At 70.2% G+C, this 13,816-nt stretch carries 11 protein-coding genes; 6 read left to right on the forward strand and 5 right to left on the reverse strand.

The genetic code is table 11. The features are described 5' to 3' along the window. Positions 1–5: 5 nt before the first annotated feature. Positions 6–743, reverse strand: coding sequence for a TetR/AcrR family transcriptional regulator C-terminal domain-containing protein (locus HNR57_RS15500; RefSeq protein ID WP_184560585.1), 738 nt, complete (start codon positions 741–743; stop codon positions 6–8). Between the two features lie 149 nt (positions 744–892). Here HNR57_RS15500 and HNR57_RS15505 point away from each other — a divergent pair, with 149 nt between their 5' ends. The 3 genes from HNR57_RS15505 to HNR57_RS15515 all read left to right on the forward strand — a co-directional run bounded on the left by HNR57_RS15505 (position 893) and on the right by HNR57_RS15515 (position 4,700). Beyond that, positions 893–2,392: an MFS transporter gene (locus HNR57_RS15505; protein ID WP_184560586.1), complete on the forward strand. Its 1,500-nt coding sequence runs from the start codon at positions 893–895 to the stop codon at positions 2,390–2,392. A 174-nt stretch (positions 2,393–2,566) separates the two neighbouring features. Continuing rightward, positions 2,567–3,544: a pirin family protein gene (locus HNR57_RS15510; RefSeq protein WP_184560587.1), complete on the forward strand. Its 978-nt coding sequence runs from the start codon at positions 2,567–2,569 to the stop codon at positions 3,542–3,544. An 85-nt stretch (positions 3,545–3,629) separates the two neighbouring features. Then, positions 3,630–4,700, forward strand: a complete 1,071-nt coding sequence (locus HNR57_RS15515; protein ID WP_184560588.1) for an AI-2E family transporter — start codon at positions 3,630–3,632, stop codon at positions 4,698–4,700. Positions 4,701–4,703: 3 nt separating this feature from the next. Here HNR57_RS15515 and HNR57_RS15520 read toward each other — a convergent pair whose 3' ends face one another. After that, entirely contained in the window at positions 4,704–6,845 is a 2,142-nt protein-coding gene (locus tag HNR57_RS15520) for an ATP-binding SpoIIE family protein phosphatase (protein WP_184560589.1), read from the reverse strand. 155 nt (positions 6,846–7,000) lie between these two features. On the opposite strand from HNR57_RS15520, the gene aspS reads away from it, so the two are divergent. The 3 genes from aspS to HNR57_RS15535 all read left to right on the forward strand — a co-directional run bounded on the left by aspS (position 7,001) and on the right by HNR57_RS15535 (position 10,452). Continuing rightward, positions 7,001–8,764 carry an aspartate--tRNA ligase gene (gene aspS, locus HNR57_RS15525; RefSeq protein ID WP_184560590.1) on the forward strand — a complete coding sequence of 588 codons (1,764 nt, stop codon included), beginning with the start codon at positions 7,001–7,003 and terminating at the stop codon, positions 8,762–8,764. Between the two features lie 117 nt (positions 8,765–8,881). Then, entirely contained in the window at positions 8,882–9,823 is a 942-nt protein-coding gene (locus HNR57_RS15530) for an intradiol ring-cleavage dioxygenase (RefSeq protein WP_184560591.1), read from the forward strand. 164 nt (positions 9,824–9,987) lie between these two features. Next, a complete protein-coding gene (locus HNR57_RS15535) occupies positions 9,988–10,452 on the forward strand; it encodes an MFS transporter (protein ID WP_246554640.1) in 465 nt (154 codons plus the stop codon). 135 nt (positions 10,453–10,587) lie between these two features. On the opposite strand, the gene HNR57_RS15540 is transcribed toward HNR57_RS15535, so the two are convergent. From HNR57_RS15540 to metG, 3 genes are all read right to left on the reverse strand, one after another. Next, positions 10,588–11,466, reverse strand: a complete 879-nt coding sequence (locus HNR57_RS15540; protein WP_184560592.1) for an RpnC/YadD family protein — start codon at positions 11,464–11,466, stop codon at positions 10,588–10,590. Positions 11,467–11,564: 98 nt separating this feature from the next. After that, the gene (locus HNR57_RS15545) at positions 11,565–11,930 is read right to left on the reverse strand and encodes a PH domain-containing protein (RefSeq protein ID WP_030846758.1); all 366 of its coding nucleotides are present in this window, start codon (positions 11,928–11,930) and stop codon (positions 11,565–11,567) included. 125 nt (positions 11,931–12,055) lie between these two features. Beyond that, positions 12,056–13,774: a methionine--tRNA ligase gene (metG, locus tag HNR57_RS15550; protein WP_184560593.1), complete on the reverse strand. Its 1,719-nt coding sequence runs from the start codon at positions 13,772–13,774 to the stop codon at positions 12,056–12,058. Between the last annotated feature and the right edge of the window lie 42 nt (positions 13,775–13,816).

Here is a 13,816-nt window from a genome sequence, read left to right on the forward strand (position 1 = left end):
CGTAGTCACTTCGGCAGGCGCAGCGCCAGGCCGTCCAGGACGACCTCCAGGCCGTAGGCGAACTTGTCGTCGCGCAGTTTCGCGGGGTCGGCGGCCTGCGCGCTGGTCTCGGGTCCGGCGGCCGCCAGGTGGTCGTAGCCGGCCGAGGCCTGCTGGGCCGCGGGCAGCAGGCGCGCGACGAAATCGGACTCCGTCTCGCCCGAGCGGGCGACGGTGGTGAGCCAGGCGGCCTCCGTGGTGGACATGCCGATGACGTACGAGAAGACGGCGTCGATCGCCCGGCTCGGCTCGGGGAACCCCGCGGCCGTGAACAGGGCCGCCAGCCGTTCCGAGAAGCTCATGTAGTTCGGCCCCAGGTAGGCGAGCCCGGCCTGGCCGAGGACCAGGGTCAGCCAGGGGTGCCGCAGCGCCGTCGTGCGGAAGGACCCGGCCGCCTCGGTCACGGCCGCGCGCCAGTCGGGGCCGCCGGCCGGCGGGACGTGGATCTCGGCGGCGACCTCGTCCACCGCGAGCTCCATCAGCTCGTCCTTCGTGGCGACGTGCCGGTACAGCGAGGTCGCGCCGGCGTTCAGGCGGGAGCCGAGCTTGCGCATGCTGAGCGCCTCGATGCCCTCGGCGTCGAGCATCGCGATCGCCTCGCGCACGATCGCCTCCCTGCTGAGCGCGGGCTGGTCGGTCCGGCGCTGCTCACGGGTCCACACGGACGGGATCGGGCTCTTGTCCGTCGTCCTGCTCCTGCTCATGGGCGGTCCTCCTGATGACCCTCTGCGTGCGAACAGCGTGCGCAATCAGCGTACAGAACTCAAGGGTTGCGCACACTGTTCCGCTGTGCGTACAGTGTTCGCATCGAAGGAACGGTGTTCGCAGGATGTTCGCAGGAGGGGAAGAGGAAATGGACGCTCGCAATCCACGGCGCTGGTGGATCCTGATCGTGCTGTGCCTCAGCACGCTGGTCCTGGTCGTCGACAACATGGCGCTGACGGTCGCGGTGCCCGCGCTGACCGAGGACCTCGGGGCGAGCGCCCAGGACATGCAGTGGATCCTCGACTCCTACACCCTGGTCTTCGCCGGACTGCTGCTGACCTCGGGCAGCCTGGGAGACCGCTTCGGGCGCCGCAGGGTGATGCTGATCGGCCTGCTGCTGTTCGGGGCGGCCTCACTGGGGGCGGTGTTCTGCTCCACTCCGGGCGAGCTCATCGCGCTGCGGATCACGATGGGGGTCGGCGGGGCGCTGATCATGCCCTCGACGCTGTCGATCCTGATCACGGTCTTCGACGAGGACGAGCGGCCCAAGGCGATGGCCGCGTGGGGCTCGGTGTCGATGCTGGGGCTGGTCGGCAGCCCCGTGCTCGGCGGGGTGCTGATCGACCACTTCGCCTGGCAGGCCATCTTCCTGATCAACGTCCCGATCGTCGGGCTCGCGCTGCTGGCCGGTGTCCTGCTGATGCCCGAGTCGAAGGCGCCGTGGCAGAAGCCGGACCCGCTGGGCGCGGTGCTGTCCGCGGTGGGCATGACGGCCCTGGTGTGGTGGATCATCGAGATTCCCCAGCACGGCGCGTTCGAAGGCCGCTCCCTCCTCGTCCTGGCCGTCGCGGTGATCGCCCTGGCCGGCTTCGTGACCTGGCAGAACGTGACCCCGTCGCCGATGGTGCCGCTGGTCCTCTTCAAGCACCGCAACTTCAGCGGCGGCTCGCTCTCCCTGGCGCTCGTCCAGATCGGCAACGCCGGCCTGCTGCTGGTGCTGACCCAGTACCTCCAGTTCGTCCTCGGCTGGTCCGCGGTCGAGGCGGGCCTCGCCTTCCTGCCGCTGGCGGTGGCCGCGCTGGCCGGCAACGCGGCCGGGGCGCAGCTCGCCGTGCGGATCGGCAACCGGTTCGTCATCCTCGGCGGGATGCTGCTGATGGCCGTGTCCTTCGGGCTGCTGACCACCCTCGGCGTCGACAGCGGGTTCACGGTCCCGGCCGTGGCGCTGGGGATCCTGGGGCTGGGAGCGGGCCTGGCCATGCCGGCCGCGGTGGCCGCGCTGATGGGCACCATCCCGGAGGACAAGGCGGGCGTCGGCTCGGCCCTCAACGACACCATCCAGCAGTCCGGCACCGCCCTCGGCATCGCGATCCTCGGCTCCCTGCTCACCTCCGGCTACGCCGACGAGATGCCGGCCGGCGCCCCCGAGCAGGCCCGGGAGTCCATCGGCGGGGCCCTGGCCGTGGCCGGCGGTGACGCGGGGCTGGTGCGGGCGGCCCGGGAGGCCTTCGCCGACTCGATGTCGACGACCTTCACGATCAGTGCGGTCGGTGTCCTGGCGGCGGCGGTCGTGGCCACGCTGGTGATGCGGGACCGCAAGCGGGAGCCCGCCGGGGCCGTGAACGAGGAGCGCGACCTCGTCGCCTGACGCTGCAGCCCGAGGGCCGTCACCCCGCAACGGGGTGACGGCCTTTCGTCGTGCCGTTCTTCCGTGGTTCGCTGCGCCGTCCCCCGGGTGGGAATGTCTTCCCGGTTTTCTCTGTTCGGGGTGGCAGGAAGTTCAACGCTCAACTAAACTGGGCGTACACGAGGAGGAACCGACATGCCTGCAGTGACCGTCGAGAACCCGTTGACGCTGCCCCGCGTGACCGCGCCGTCCGAGGCAGTGGCACGTCCCGTGCTGGCCGTCACGACCGCTCCGAGCGGTTTCGAGGGCGAGGGCTTCCCGGTGCGCCGGGCGTTCGCGGGGATCAACTACCGCCACCTCGACCCGTTCATCATGATGGACCAGATGGGCGAGGTGGAGTACGCGCCGGGCGAGCCCAAGGGCACGCCCTGGCACCCGCACCGCGGCTTCGAGACCGTCACCTACATCATCGACGGGATCTTCGACCACCAGGACTCCAACGGCGGTGGCGGCACCATCACCAACGGGGACACCCAGTGGATGACCGCGGGCTCGGGCCTGCTGCACATCGAGGCCCCACCCGAGCACCTCGTCGTCTCCGGCGGGCTCTTCCACGGCCTCCAGCTGTGGGTGAACCTCCCGGCCAAGGACAAGATGATGGCCCCGCGCTACCAGGACATCCGCGGCGGCTCGGTCCAGCTGCTCACCACCCCCGACGGCGGCGCGCTGCTGCGGGTCATCGCCGGTGAGCTGGACGGGCACGCGGGTCCCGGCATCACACACACCCCGATCACGATGGTCCACGCGACCCTCGCGCCGGGGGCGGAGCTCACGCTGCCGTGGCGCGAGGACTTCAACGGGCTGGCCTACGTTCTGGCCGGGCGCGGCAGCGTCGGCCCCGACCGCCGGCCGGTCCACATGGGCCAGACGGCCGTCTTCGGCGCTGGCTCCTCGCTGACCGTCCGCGCCGACGAGAAGCAGGACTCCAACACGCCGGACCTGGAGGTCGTCCTGCTCGGCGGACAGCCGATCCGTGAGCCCATGGCCCACTACGGCCCGTTCGTCATGAACACCAAGGACGAGCTCATGCAGGCCTTCGAGGACTTCCAGAAGGGCCGCCTGGGCACGGTGCCGGCGGTGCACGGCATGACCGCGAGCGGCCCGCAGGGCTGACGCGGACCCGGGGCGGCTGACGCCCCGTCACCCTGGCGGGCCTCCCTGACGGGACGGCCCGCCGGGTGCGTGATCGGGTGGAGGGGTGCAGGACACCCAGCAGGCCCCCCTCCTCCCCGGCCCCGCCCGGCGCCTCGCCGCCTGGTGTGCGCTGCTCCTGCTCGCCGCCGGGGTCGTCTACGTCGGGATCCGGCTGGTCGTGGAGTTCCGGACCGCCGTGGTGCCCGTGCTGCTCGCCCTGCTCGGGACGGCGCTGCTCGGGCCGCTGCACCGGCGGCTGGTGAAGGCCGGGGTGCACCGGTCGGTCGCGGCCGGGCTGACCTGCGTCGCGGTGGTCGCCGTGGTCGGCGGGGCCGTGTACATCGTGGTCGCCGCGCTCATCGACACCGGCGACGAGATCGTCGCCTCGCTCAAGGAGGCCGCCCGGGGCGTCTCCGAGCACTTCGGGGCGGCCGGCACCTCGCTGGACGACCTCGCCTCCAACGCCCGGGAACTGCTGGGCAAGTTCGGCGGTACGGCCGCCTCCGGCGTGATCAGCGGCGTCAGCGTGGTCGGCGAGTCCATCGCCATGGCCGTCCTCGCGCTGCTGCTCGTCTTCTTCTTCCTGCGCGACTCCGACAAGGCCGCCGCGACCCTGCGGTCCCTGTCGCCCCGCGGTTCGGCCGACACCCTGGAGGCCATGGCCCGCCGGGCCCTGAACGCGGTCGAAGGCTTCATGCGCGGCACGACCCTCATCGCCCTCATCGACGCGGTGCTCATCACCGTGGGACTGCTCGTCCTCGACGTGCCCGGCGCACCCGGGCTGGGTGCGCTGGTCTTCGTCGGCGCGTACATCCCCTACCTCGGTGCCGTCATCTCGGGAGCCCTGGCCGTGCTGGTCGCGCTGGCCGACCGGGGGTTCGTCATCGCGCTGTGGGCGCTCGGCGTGGTCCTCGCGGTGCAGGTGCTGGAAGGGCACGTGCTCCAGCCGATGGTCCAGAGCCGGACCGTGCAGATGCATCCGGCGGTGGTGATGGTCACGATCACGGCCGGGGCGTCCGTCGCCGGGGTGCTCGGCATGCTGCTCGCCGTGCCGCTCACTGCGGCGGCCTTCGGCGTGGTGCAGGAGCTGCGCACCCGGTACGGCGATCAGGAGCCGTCGGCGTCCCGGCCGTGACCGCTACGGCGACCAGGACCCCTCGCCCGAGCCGTTCACGGACTCGTAGAGCTCGAACCAGATGCTCTTGCCCTCGCCGCGCGGGTCCACCCCCCAGGCGTGCGCGAGCAGTTCGATCAGCACCAGGCCACGGCCCGAGGACGCCAGCTCCCCGGGTCTGCGCTTGTGCGGCAGGTCGTCACCGGCGTCGGTGACCTCGATCCGCAGCCGCCGCTCACCCACCCCGCCGGTGATCTCGGCGACGAGCAGCGCGTCGGAGTCGGTGTGCACGAGGACGTTCGTCAGCATCTCGGACAGCAGCAGCACCGCCGAGTCGACCTGGTCGGGCGAGGACCAGTCGTGCAGCAGCTCGCGCAGTTGCTGCCGGGCCACCGCGATCCGCTCGGGCTCGGCCTGCGCGACCGTCAGCACGGTGCGCCGCGCCGGGAGCCGTACGGCCATGGTGTCGCCGCCACCGCATCCCTCCCCCTGCCGGCTCAGCAGCAGCATCGCGATGTCGTCCTCGCGGCGGTCGGCCAGCGGGCCGGTGGTGTGGTGCGAGGACGGGCCGTGCACGGCCTGGACCAGTGCGTCGGCCAGCTCCTCCAGATCGCCCTTGTGCTCCTCCAGGATCGTGCGCAGCCGCAGCCAGCCGGTGTCCAGGTCGTGGCCGCCGGTCTCGATCAGGCCGTCGGTGCACAGCAGCATGGTCTCGCCGGCTTCGAGGGCGAGCCGGGTCGTGGGGTAGTCGGCGTCCGGGTTGATGCCCAGCGGCAGGCCTCCGGCCGTCGGTCGTGCCAGCACCGTGCCGTCGGCCATGCGGATCGCCGGGTCGGGATGCCCGGCACGGGCGATGTCCAGCACCCCGTTCACCGGGTCGACCTCGACGTAGACGCAGGTCGCGAAGCGCGGGTCGGTGGGGTCCTCGTCGCCGATGCCGTGCAGGAAGCGGGACGCGCGGTACAGCACCGCGTCCGGTCGGTGCCCCTCCGAGGCGTAGGCCCGCAGGGCTATCCGCAGCTGGCCCATCAGCCCCGCCGCGCGCACGTCATGGCCTTGCACGTCACCGATGACCAGTGCGAACCTCCCGCTCGGCAGCGGGATCACGTCGTACCAGTCGCCGCCGACCTGAAGGCCACCGCCGGTGGGAACGTAGCGGGCGGCGACGCTCATGCCCGGTATGCGCTGTGCGCCGAGCCTCGGCAGCATCGTGCGCTGGAGCCCGTCGGTCAGGGCCCGCTCGCTCTCCGCCACTCCCGCCCGGGCCAGGGCCTGCGCCAGCATGCGCGCCACCGTGGTCAGCACGGACCGCTCGTCGGGGGTGAACGCGACCGGGTAGGCGAAGGCCGCCATCCACGCGCCCATGGTGCGGCCGGCCACCGTCAGCGGCAGGAACGCCCACGAGTGGCGGCCGAAGGACTGGGCGAGCGGCCAGGTCAGCGGGTAGCGCGACTTGTAGTGCTCGGGAGAGGACAGGTACACGGCCCGGCCGGTCCGTACGACCTCGGCGGCCGGGTAGTCCGTGTCCAGTGCCATGTGCGTGAACGGGCTCTCGCCCGCCTGCTGGGGCGGGCCGTGGTGGCCGATGAGCGTCAGCCGGTCGCCCTCCACGCTGAACACCGCGAGCCCATCCGGGGAGAACCCCGGCATCGACAGGTTCGCCGTGACCCGCAGCACCTCCTGCGTGGAGCGTGCCTCGGCCAGCGCTCGGCCGGCGTCCAGCAGGAACGCCTCCCGGGAGCGCCGCCAGTCGCCGGTGACCGCGCTGCGCCCGGCCGGGGTGCCCGGCGTCGGCTCGGCGACCTCCTGGAGGGTGCCGATCAGCTCGTACGCCTTGCGGACCTGGTCGAAGGACGGCTTGGAGCGGCTTCGGACGACCCGGACGACCCGGCCCTGTTCGTCCATGATCCGCACCCGCACCTCGGCGAGGGTGCCCTCGGTGACGGCGAGCTGGACCACGCCGGTGATCTCGTTCCAGTCCACCGGGTGCATACGGGCCCGGGCCTGGGCTTGTGTGAGGCTGGTCTGCTCGGCGGGCAGCCCGAGCAGCCGTGCCGCCTCGGCATCGACCGTGACCAGGCCGGTGGCGGTGTCCCAGTGCCACAGGCCGGTCGCGAGGGCGGCGAGAACCTCCCCCACGGCGGGCAGAGGCTCGCCAGTGCGCATTGCCCCACTCTAGGAAGAGGTCATCGAACGCTGCCACCGAAAGCAGAAGGGAGTGATCGTCATACCGGGGGAGGCGATCTCCGCCCGAACGGTACGCTGGGGAGGCGTTTCACGTGAAACACAGACCCCGATCAGCGAAGACTGGATGAACGACGATGCATCGGTACAGGTCCCACACCTGCGGCGAGCTCCGCTCCTCTGACGTCGGCAGCGACGTCCGGCTGAGTGGCTGGCTGCACAATCGGCGCGACCTGGGCGGCATCCTCTTCATCGATCTGCGCGATCACTACGGCATCACGCAGCTCGTGGCCCGTCCCGGCACCCCCGCCTACGAGGCCCTCGACAAGCTCTCCAAGGAGTCGACCGTCCGCGTCGACGGCAAGGTCGTCTCCCGGGGCACGGAGAACATCAACCCCGAGCTGCCGACCGGTGAGATCGAGGTCGAGGTCGGCGAGGTCGAGCTGCTCGGCGCCGCCGCCCCGCTGCCGTTCACGATCAACACCGAGGACGGGGTCAACGAGGAGCGGCGCCTGGAGTACCGCTTCCTCGACCTGCGCCGCGAGCGCATGCACCGCAACATCCTGCTGCGCACGTCGGTCATCTCGGCGATCCGCCACAAGATGACGGCGCTGGGCTTCAACGAGATGGCGACACCGATCCTGTCCGCGACCTCCCCCGAGGGCGCCCGCGACTTCGTCGTCCCCTCCCGCCTGAACCCGGGCAAGTTCTACGCCCTTCCCCAGGCGCCCCAGCAGTTCAAGCAGCTGCTGATGATCTCCGGCTTCGACCGCTACTTCCAGATCGCGCCCTGCTTCCGCGACGAGGACGCGCGTGCCGACCGCTCGCCGGGCGAGTTCTACCAGCTCGACATCGAGATGAGCTTCGTCGAGCAGGAGGACGTCTTCCAGCCCGTCGAGAAGCTCATGACCGAGCTGTTCGAGGAGTTCGGCGGCGGCCGCCACGTCACCTCGCCGTTCCCGCGGATCCCGTTCCGCGAGGCGATGCTGAAGTACGGCTCCGACAAGCCCGACCTGCGCGCCCAGCTCGAACTCGTCGACATCACCGACATCTTCGAGGGCTCGGAGTTCAAGGCGTTCGCCGGCAAGCACGTCCGCGCCCTGCCGGTGCCGGACGTCTCGGGCCAGCCCCGCAAGTTCTTCGACCAGCTCGGCGACTACGCCGTCTCGCAGGGCGCCAAGGGCCTGGCCTGGGTCCGCGTCGCCGAGGACGGCTCCCTGACCGGTCCGATCGCCAAGTTCCTCACCGAGGAGAACGTCGCCGAGCTGACCAAGCGCCTGTCGCTCGCGGCCGGCCACGCGGTCTTCTTCGGCGCGGGCGAGTTCGACGAGGTCTCGAAGATCATGGGCGCGGTGCGGGTCGAGGCCGCCAAGCGCGCCGGGCACTTCGAGGAGGGCGTCTTCCGGTTCTGCTGGATCGTCGACTTCCCGATGTACGAGAAGGACGAGGAGACCGGCGCGATCGACTTCTCGCACAACCCGTTCTCCATGCCGCAGGGCGGCCTGGAGGCCCTGGAGACCCAGGACCCGCTGGACATCCTCGGCTGGCAGTACGACATCGTCTGCAACGGCGTCGAGCTGTCCTCCGGCGCGATCCGGAACCACGAGCCGGAGATCATGCTCAAGGCCTTCGAGATCGCCGGGTACGACCGCGAGACGGTCGAGGAGAAGTTCGCCGGCATGCTGCGCGCCTTCCGCTTCGGCGCCCCGCCGCACGGCGGCATCGCCCCGGGCGTCGACCGCATCGTCATGCTGCTCGCCGACGAGCCCAACATCCGCGAGACCATCGCCTTCCCGCTCAACGGCAACGCCCAGGACCTGATGATGGGCGCGCCGACGGAGCTGGAGGAGGCCCGGCTGAAGGAGCTGCACCTGTCGGTGCGCAAGCCGCAGCCGAAGTAGGCGATCTCCCGTGAGTGGCTCGGAACCGGCGCCGGTTCCGAGCCACTTTCGTACCCAGGGCTCTTGCCCAGCTCTTACCCAGGCTCCGTACAGCCGCGCTCCCTAGCTTCCCTTCCCATGACGGGACACGAGACGGCCCGAGGGCCGAAGCACAAACGGGATCTGACACGCCGTAAGGTCATCGCCGCGGGCGCCGGTGCGGTGGTGGCGGCGGGCGTCGGCGGTACGTTCGCGGCGGGCGCCTTCGCCGGCGAGGAGACGACGGCCGCCCGGGCGAAGACGGCCGGGACCTCCGGCGAGGCCTGCTACAAGCTCACCTCCGAGACGACCGAAGGCCCCTACTACATCGACGCGGACAAGCTCCGCCGGGACATCACCGAGGACCAGGACGGCATCCCCCTCACCCTGCGGCTGAAGGTGATCGACTCCGACACCTGCAAGCCCCTCGCGAACGCCGCCGTCGACATATGGCACTGCAACGCGCTGGGCATCTACTCCGGTTACGAGGCGATGGGCAGCGGGGGCGGGGGCGGCGACGGGGGCGGTACGCCGCCCTCCGGGGCGCCGACCGGTTCCCCAACGGGCGCGCCGACCGGTTCGCCTCCGGGCGGTGGCGGTGGCGGTGGCGGGGGGCACGAGGAGCCGACCGACGACGAGCGCTACCTGCGCGGCACGTGGCGTACGGACAAGAAGGGCGAGGTCGTCTTCCGTACGGTCTTCCCCGGCTGGTACCAGGGCCGCTGCGTGCACATTCACACCAAGGTGCATGTGAACGGCACCTGGACCGACGCGGGGTACGAGGGCGGCACGACCTGCCACACCGGGCAGCTCTTCTTCGACGAGGCGTCCGTGCTGGCCACGGCCGAGGTGGAGCCGTACTCCACCAACACCACGACCCGCACCACCCTCGACGAGGACACCATCTACCCGGGCAACGGCACCGAGGGCGGCCTGCTGAAGCTGAAGTACAAGAAGGGCGCCATCGCGAAGGGCGTCGTCGCGACGCTCACCCTGGGCGTCGATCCCGGGGCGACGCAGGACGGCACGGGCGCGGGCTGACGCGGACATGTGAGGCGGACGTGTGCGGGAGGGTCCCGGCCGTCCGCTTCATGTTCACATGCATGGACTTCAGCTCAACCCGCGGACCCAGAACTTGAGCCTCCATAAGGTCCCTTCGAGACGCGTACGCCGGCTACGCGATCACGTTCTGGCTGCCGAGCCTGGTGGAGGAGATCGGCGGGCTGTCGCCGTTCCAGATCGGCCTGCTGTCGGCGATCCCCTGGATCTGCGCGGTGGTCGCGATGTACACGATGAGCCACTTCACGGACCGGGCCGCGGACCGCCGCCCCTACCTGGCGATCGCCCTGGTCCTGTCCGCCACCGGCACGTTCCTGGCCACGCTCGGCTCTCCCTGGTTCGGCCTGGCCGCCCTGACCCTGGCCGCGGTCGGCGGCAAGTGCGCGGCGACCCTGTTCTGGCCGATGGCCCAGTCGGGCCTCGACCTGAAGATCGCGGCACCCGGCCCTGGTCAACTCCCTGGGAAACCTGGGCGGGTTCGCCTCCCCCACGCTGTTCGGCTACCTGAAGGACACGACGGGCAGCACGAACGGGGGCCTGTACACGCTGTCGGCGGCGTCGGTCCTGGCGGTGGTGGGGGTGGCGTTCGTGCGGCACACCAAGAGGGGTGAGCGGGCCGGGTCCGGCGGGGAGGTGGCGGTGACGGGGGAGCCGGTCGTGGGGGAGGCGCGCTGAATCGAGCCGACCCGACCCAGGCCTTGGGCCCGCTCCTTGGATGGGCGGGCCCGGCCCTCGGGCGGTGCCGGTCACTCTTCGACGAACAGGTCCTCGGCGGTGGTGGCCGTCAGGGAGCGGTCGAACCAGAGGGTGAGGGTGTCGAGGTCGGTGCAGGAGGTGATGCGGTCGCGGGTGGCTTCGGGAACGGGGATGCCGCGTTTCTCCAGCACGCTCAAGATGGATTCGGCTTTGCCTTCGGCTTTGCCCTCCAGGTACGTCTCCTCGAAGAGGGTTCCCCTGCCCGGGAAGTATGTGGCGACCATCTTCTCCAGCTCTCTCCATGTCTCCCGGACCGGAGTGGCCTCCAGCCCGACCTCAAGCCATTCGCACCAGTACTTCGCTGTTGCCCTGTCGAGCGACCGCATGCCGCGGGCCACCATGGACAGTATGGCCGGGGCGTTTTCGCTCTCGCTATGCACGATGGCCGAGAAGGTGGCCATGGCCGGTTCCCGGGCCACGACGGACTCGTCCGTGATCTCCGGGACGTTGTCGGGGCCCAGTACGAAAGGGCGAGTGCTCTGTGTCGTCCAGGTGCCCACCCGGCACTCGAAGGGGCCGGCTGCCCAGGATGCCGTCGACTGCTTTCTGCAGACCGTGACGAGCAGCACCGGCAGGTCGAACTTCGCGCGCAGGTACGCCACGTAGTAGGACCAGCTGGAGCCCTTGTCACGAGCCCGATCGGTCTGGGCCTCGATGGCGATCAGGAAGCCGTCCCCGTCGGACGGTTCGACCTTCAGCACCGTGTCGACGCGGCGCTCCAGCGGTTTGACCTCCGTGGCGTCGGGAGTGAGCGCCTCGATGATCGCTTTCGCGGGTGGCGGCAGCCCCAACGCCTTGAAGGCGGGAGTGAGAACCTCCGGATGGTCCTGGAAGATCCGGTGTGAGGTCTCATGGGTTGATATGACCATGTGCGCAAGCTAGGTCCATCAGGGGCGATGCACTCGTGGACCGAGCCGCGTTCACTCTTTCGAGGTTCGGAGAAACGTTCAGCGCATGACGGGAGAGGTCACCTCGCCACGAACTGAGTCAGGATCGCCTGGACCTCGTAGATGTCGACGCCCTTGGTGAAGGTCTTCTCGATGGGGGTCGGGGTGCCGGAGATCCAGATCTTCAGTTCGGCGTCGAGGTCGAAGGTGCCGGCCGTTTCCACCGCGAAGTGGGTGATGCTGCGGTACGGGACCGAGTGGTACTCGACCTTCTTGCCGGTGATGCCCTGCTTGTCGATCAGGATCAGGCGGCGGTCGGTGAAGAGGATCGTGTCGCGGATCAGCAGGAACGCGGCGTGGACCTGCTCGCCGTGGCCGAGGAGGCGGGCGTAGTCCTGCTGGGCCGACTGCGGGTTCACGGTGTGTGCGTTGCCGAAGAGTGCCATGTGTCCCCCTGGTCGAGTCGGGGCGGCCTTCGTGGCCGTCCTGAGGGGATCTTCGCAAAGCGCGGGGCCCGGGAGAAGGTTCTCGTTCTCCCGGGCCCCGTGCTGTAGCGAGCGCGTTACGCCCGTTACGCGGCCGGTTCGCCGCCGAAGCGCTCCTTGTACGACTCCAGGTCCTCGTCCGTGAGCTTGGCGAACAGGACCGGCGGGATGGTGAAGGGGGTGCCGGCGGGGACGGCGCTCAGCGAGCGGGCCTCGTCCGCGGTGACCCAGAGCGCGGTGTCGTCCTTCAGGGAGAACGCCTCGCGCATCTTCTTCGCCGACGTCGGGATGAACGGCTCGGAGACCACCGCGTAGAGGTGGATAAGGTTCATCGCCGTACGGAGGGTCAGCGCGGCGCCCTCCGGGTTGGTCTTGATCTCCAGCCAGGGGGCCTTCTCCTCCAGGTAGGAGTTGCCCGCCGACCACAGGGCGCGCAGCGCGGCCGCCGCCTTGCGGAACTGGATGGCCTCCATCTGCGACTCGTACTCCGCGAGCAGGCGGGCGATCTCCTCGCCCAGCTTCGCCTCCGCCTCGCCGGGCTCGGCGCCCGCCGGGACCTCCTCGCCGAAGCGCTTCCTGGAGAAGGACAGGACGCGGTTGACGAAGTTGCCGAGGGTGTCGGCCAGGTCCTTGTTCACCGTGGCGGTGAAGTGTTCCCAGGTGAAGGACGAGTCGTCCGACTCCGGGGCGTTCGCCATCATGAAGTAGCGCCAGTAGTCGGCCGGCAGGATGTCGAGGGCGTCGTGCGTGAAGACGCCCCGGCGCTGGGACGTGGAGAACTTGCCGCCGTAGTAGTTCAGCCAGTTGAAGGCCTTGATGACGTCGACCTTCTTCCACGGGGCGCGGGTGCCCAGCAGGGTCGCCGGGAACATCACGCTGTGGAAGGGGACGTTGTCCTTGCCCATGAACTGCGTGTAGTGGACGTTCGCGTCCGACTCCCACCACCAGGAGCGCCAGTCGCGGTTCTCCGGGTCCTGGTCAGCCCACTCCTTCGTCGCGCCGATGTACTCGATCGGGGCGTCGAACCAGACGTAGAAGACCTTGCCCTCCGCGGCGAGGTCGGGCCAGGTGTCGGCGGGGACCGGGACGCCCCAGTCCAGGTCGCGGGTGATCGCGCGGTCGTGCAGGCCCTCCGTGAGCCACTTGCGGGCGATGGAGGAGGCGAGGACGGGCCAGTTGTCGGCTCGCTCGTCGACCCACGCCTCGACCTCGCCGGCCAGGGCCGACTGGAGGAGGAAGAGGTGCTTGGTCTCGCGGACCTCCAGGTCGCTGCTGCCGCTGATCGCCGAGCGGGCGTCGATCAGGTCCGTCGGGTCCAGCACGCGCGTGCAGTTCTCGCACTGGTCGCCGCGGGCCTTGTCGTAGCCGCAGTGCGGGCAGGTGCCGATGATGTAGCGGTCCGGCAGGAAGCGGCCGTCGGCGTTCGAGTACACCTGGCGGATCGCGCGCTCCTCGATGAAGCCGTTCGCCTTCAGCTCGCGGGCGATCTCCTGCGTGATCTCGTGGTTCTGCGGGGAGGAGCTGCGGCCGAAGTAGTCGAAGGCCAGGCTGAAGCCGTCGTAGATGGCCTTCTGCTGGTGGTGCGCCTCGGTGCAGAACGCGTCCACCGGGATGCCCTGCTCCTTGGCGGCCAGCTCCGCCGGGGTGCCGTGCTCGTCCGTCGCGCAGATGTAGAGGACCTCGTGGCCGCGCTGGCGGAGGTACCGGGAGTACACGTCCGCCGGGAGCATGGACCCCACCATGTTGCCCAGGTGCTTGATCCCGTTGATGTACGGAAGGGCGCTGGTGATGAGGTGTCGAGCCATCGCGGGCTGCTCCCAAGTCGCTACGTGGGGTGACGATCTCGT

It is taken from the genome of Streptomyces paradoxus, from assembly GCF_014202475.1.
GTDB classification, from domain to species: domain Bacteria; phylum Actinomycetota; class Actinomycetes; order Streptomycetales; family Streptomycetaceae; genus Streptomyces; species Streptomyces paradoxus.

What these genes read in the sequence shown, in the direction of transcription:
- HNR57_RS15500 (WP_184560585.1), bottom strand. Translation starts at nt 743, where the DNA reads ATGAGCAGGAGCAGGACGACGGACAAGAGCCCGATCCCGTCCGTGTGG.
- HNR57_RS15505 (WP_184560586.1), top strand. Translation starts at nt 893, where the DNA reads ATGGACGCTCGCAATCCACGGCGCTGGTGGATCCTGATCGTGCTGTGC.
- HNR57_RS15510 (WP_184560587.1), top strand. Translation starts at nt 2,567, where the DNA reads ATGCCTGCAGTGACCGTCGAGAACCCGTTGACGCTGCCCCGCGTGACC.
- HNR57_RS15520 (WP_184560589.1), bottom strand. Translation starts at nt 6,845, where the DNA reads ATGCGCACTGGCGAGCCTCTGCCCGCCGTGGGGGAGGTTCTCGCCGCC.
- aspS (WP_184560590.1), top strand. Translation starts at nt 7,001, where the DNA reads ATGCATCGGTACAGGTCCCACACCTGCGGCGAGCTCCGCTCCTCTGAC.
- HNR57_RS15530 (WP_184560591.1), top strand. Translation starts at nt 8,882, where the DNA reads ATGACGGGACACGAGACGGCCCGAGGGCCGAAGCACAAACGGGATCTG.
- HNR57_RS15540 (WP_184560592.1), bottom strand. Translation starts at nt 11,466, where the DNA reads ATGGTCATATCAACCCATGAGACCTCACACCGGATCTTCCAGGACCAT.
- HNR57_RS15545 (WP_030846758.1), bottom strand. Translation starts at nt 11,930, where the DNA reads ATGGCACTCTTCGGCAACGCACACACCGTGAACCCGCAGTCGGCCCAG.
- metG (WP_184560593.1), bottom strand. Translation starts at nt 13,774, where the DNA reads ATGGCTCGACACCTCATCACCAGCGCCCTTCCGTACATCAACGGGATC.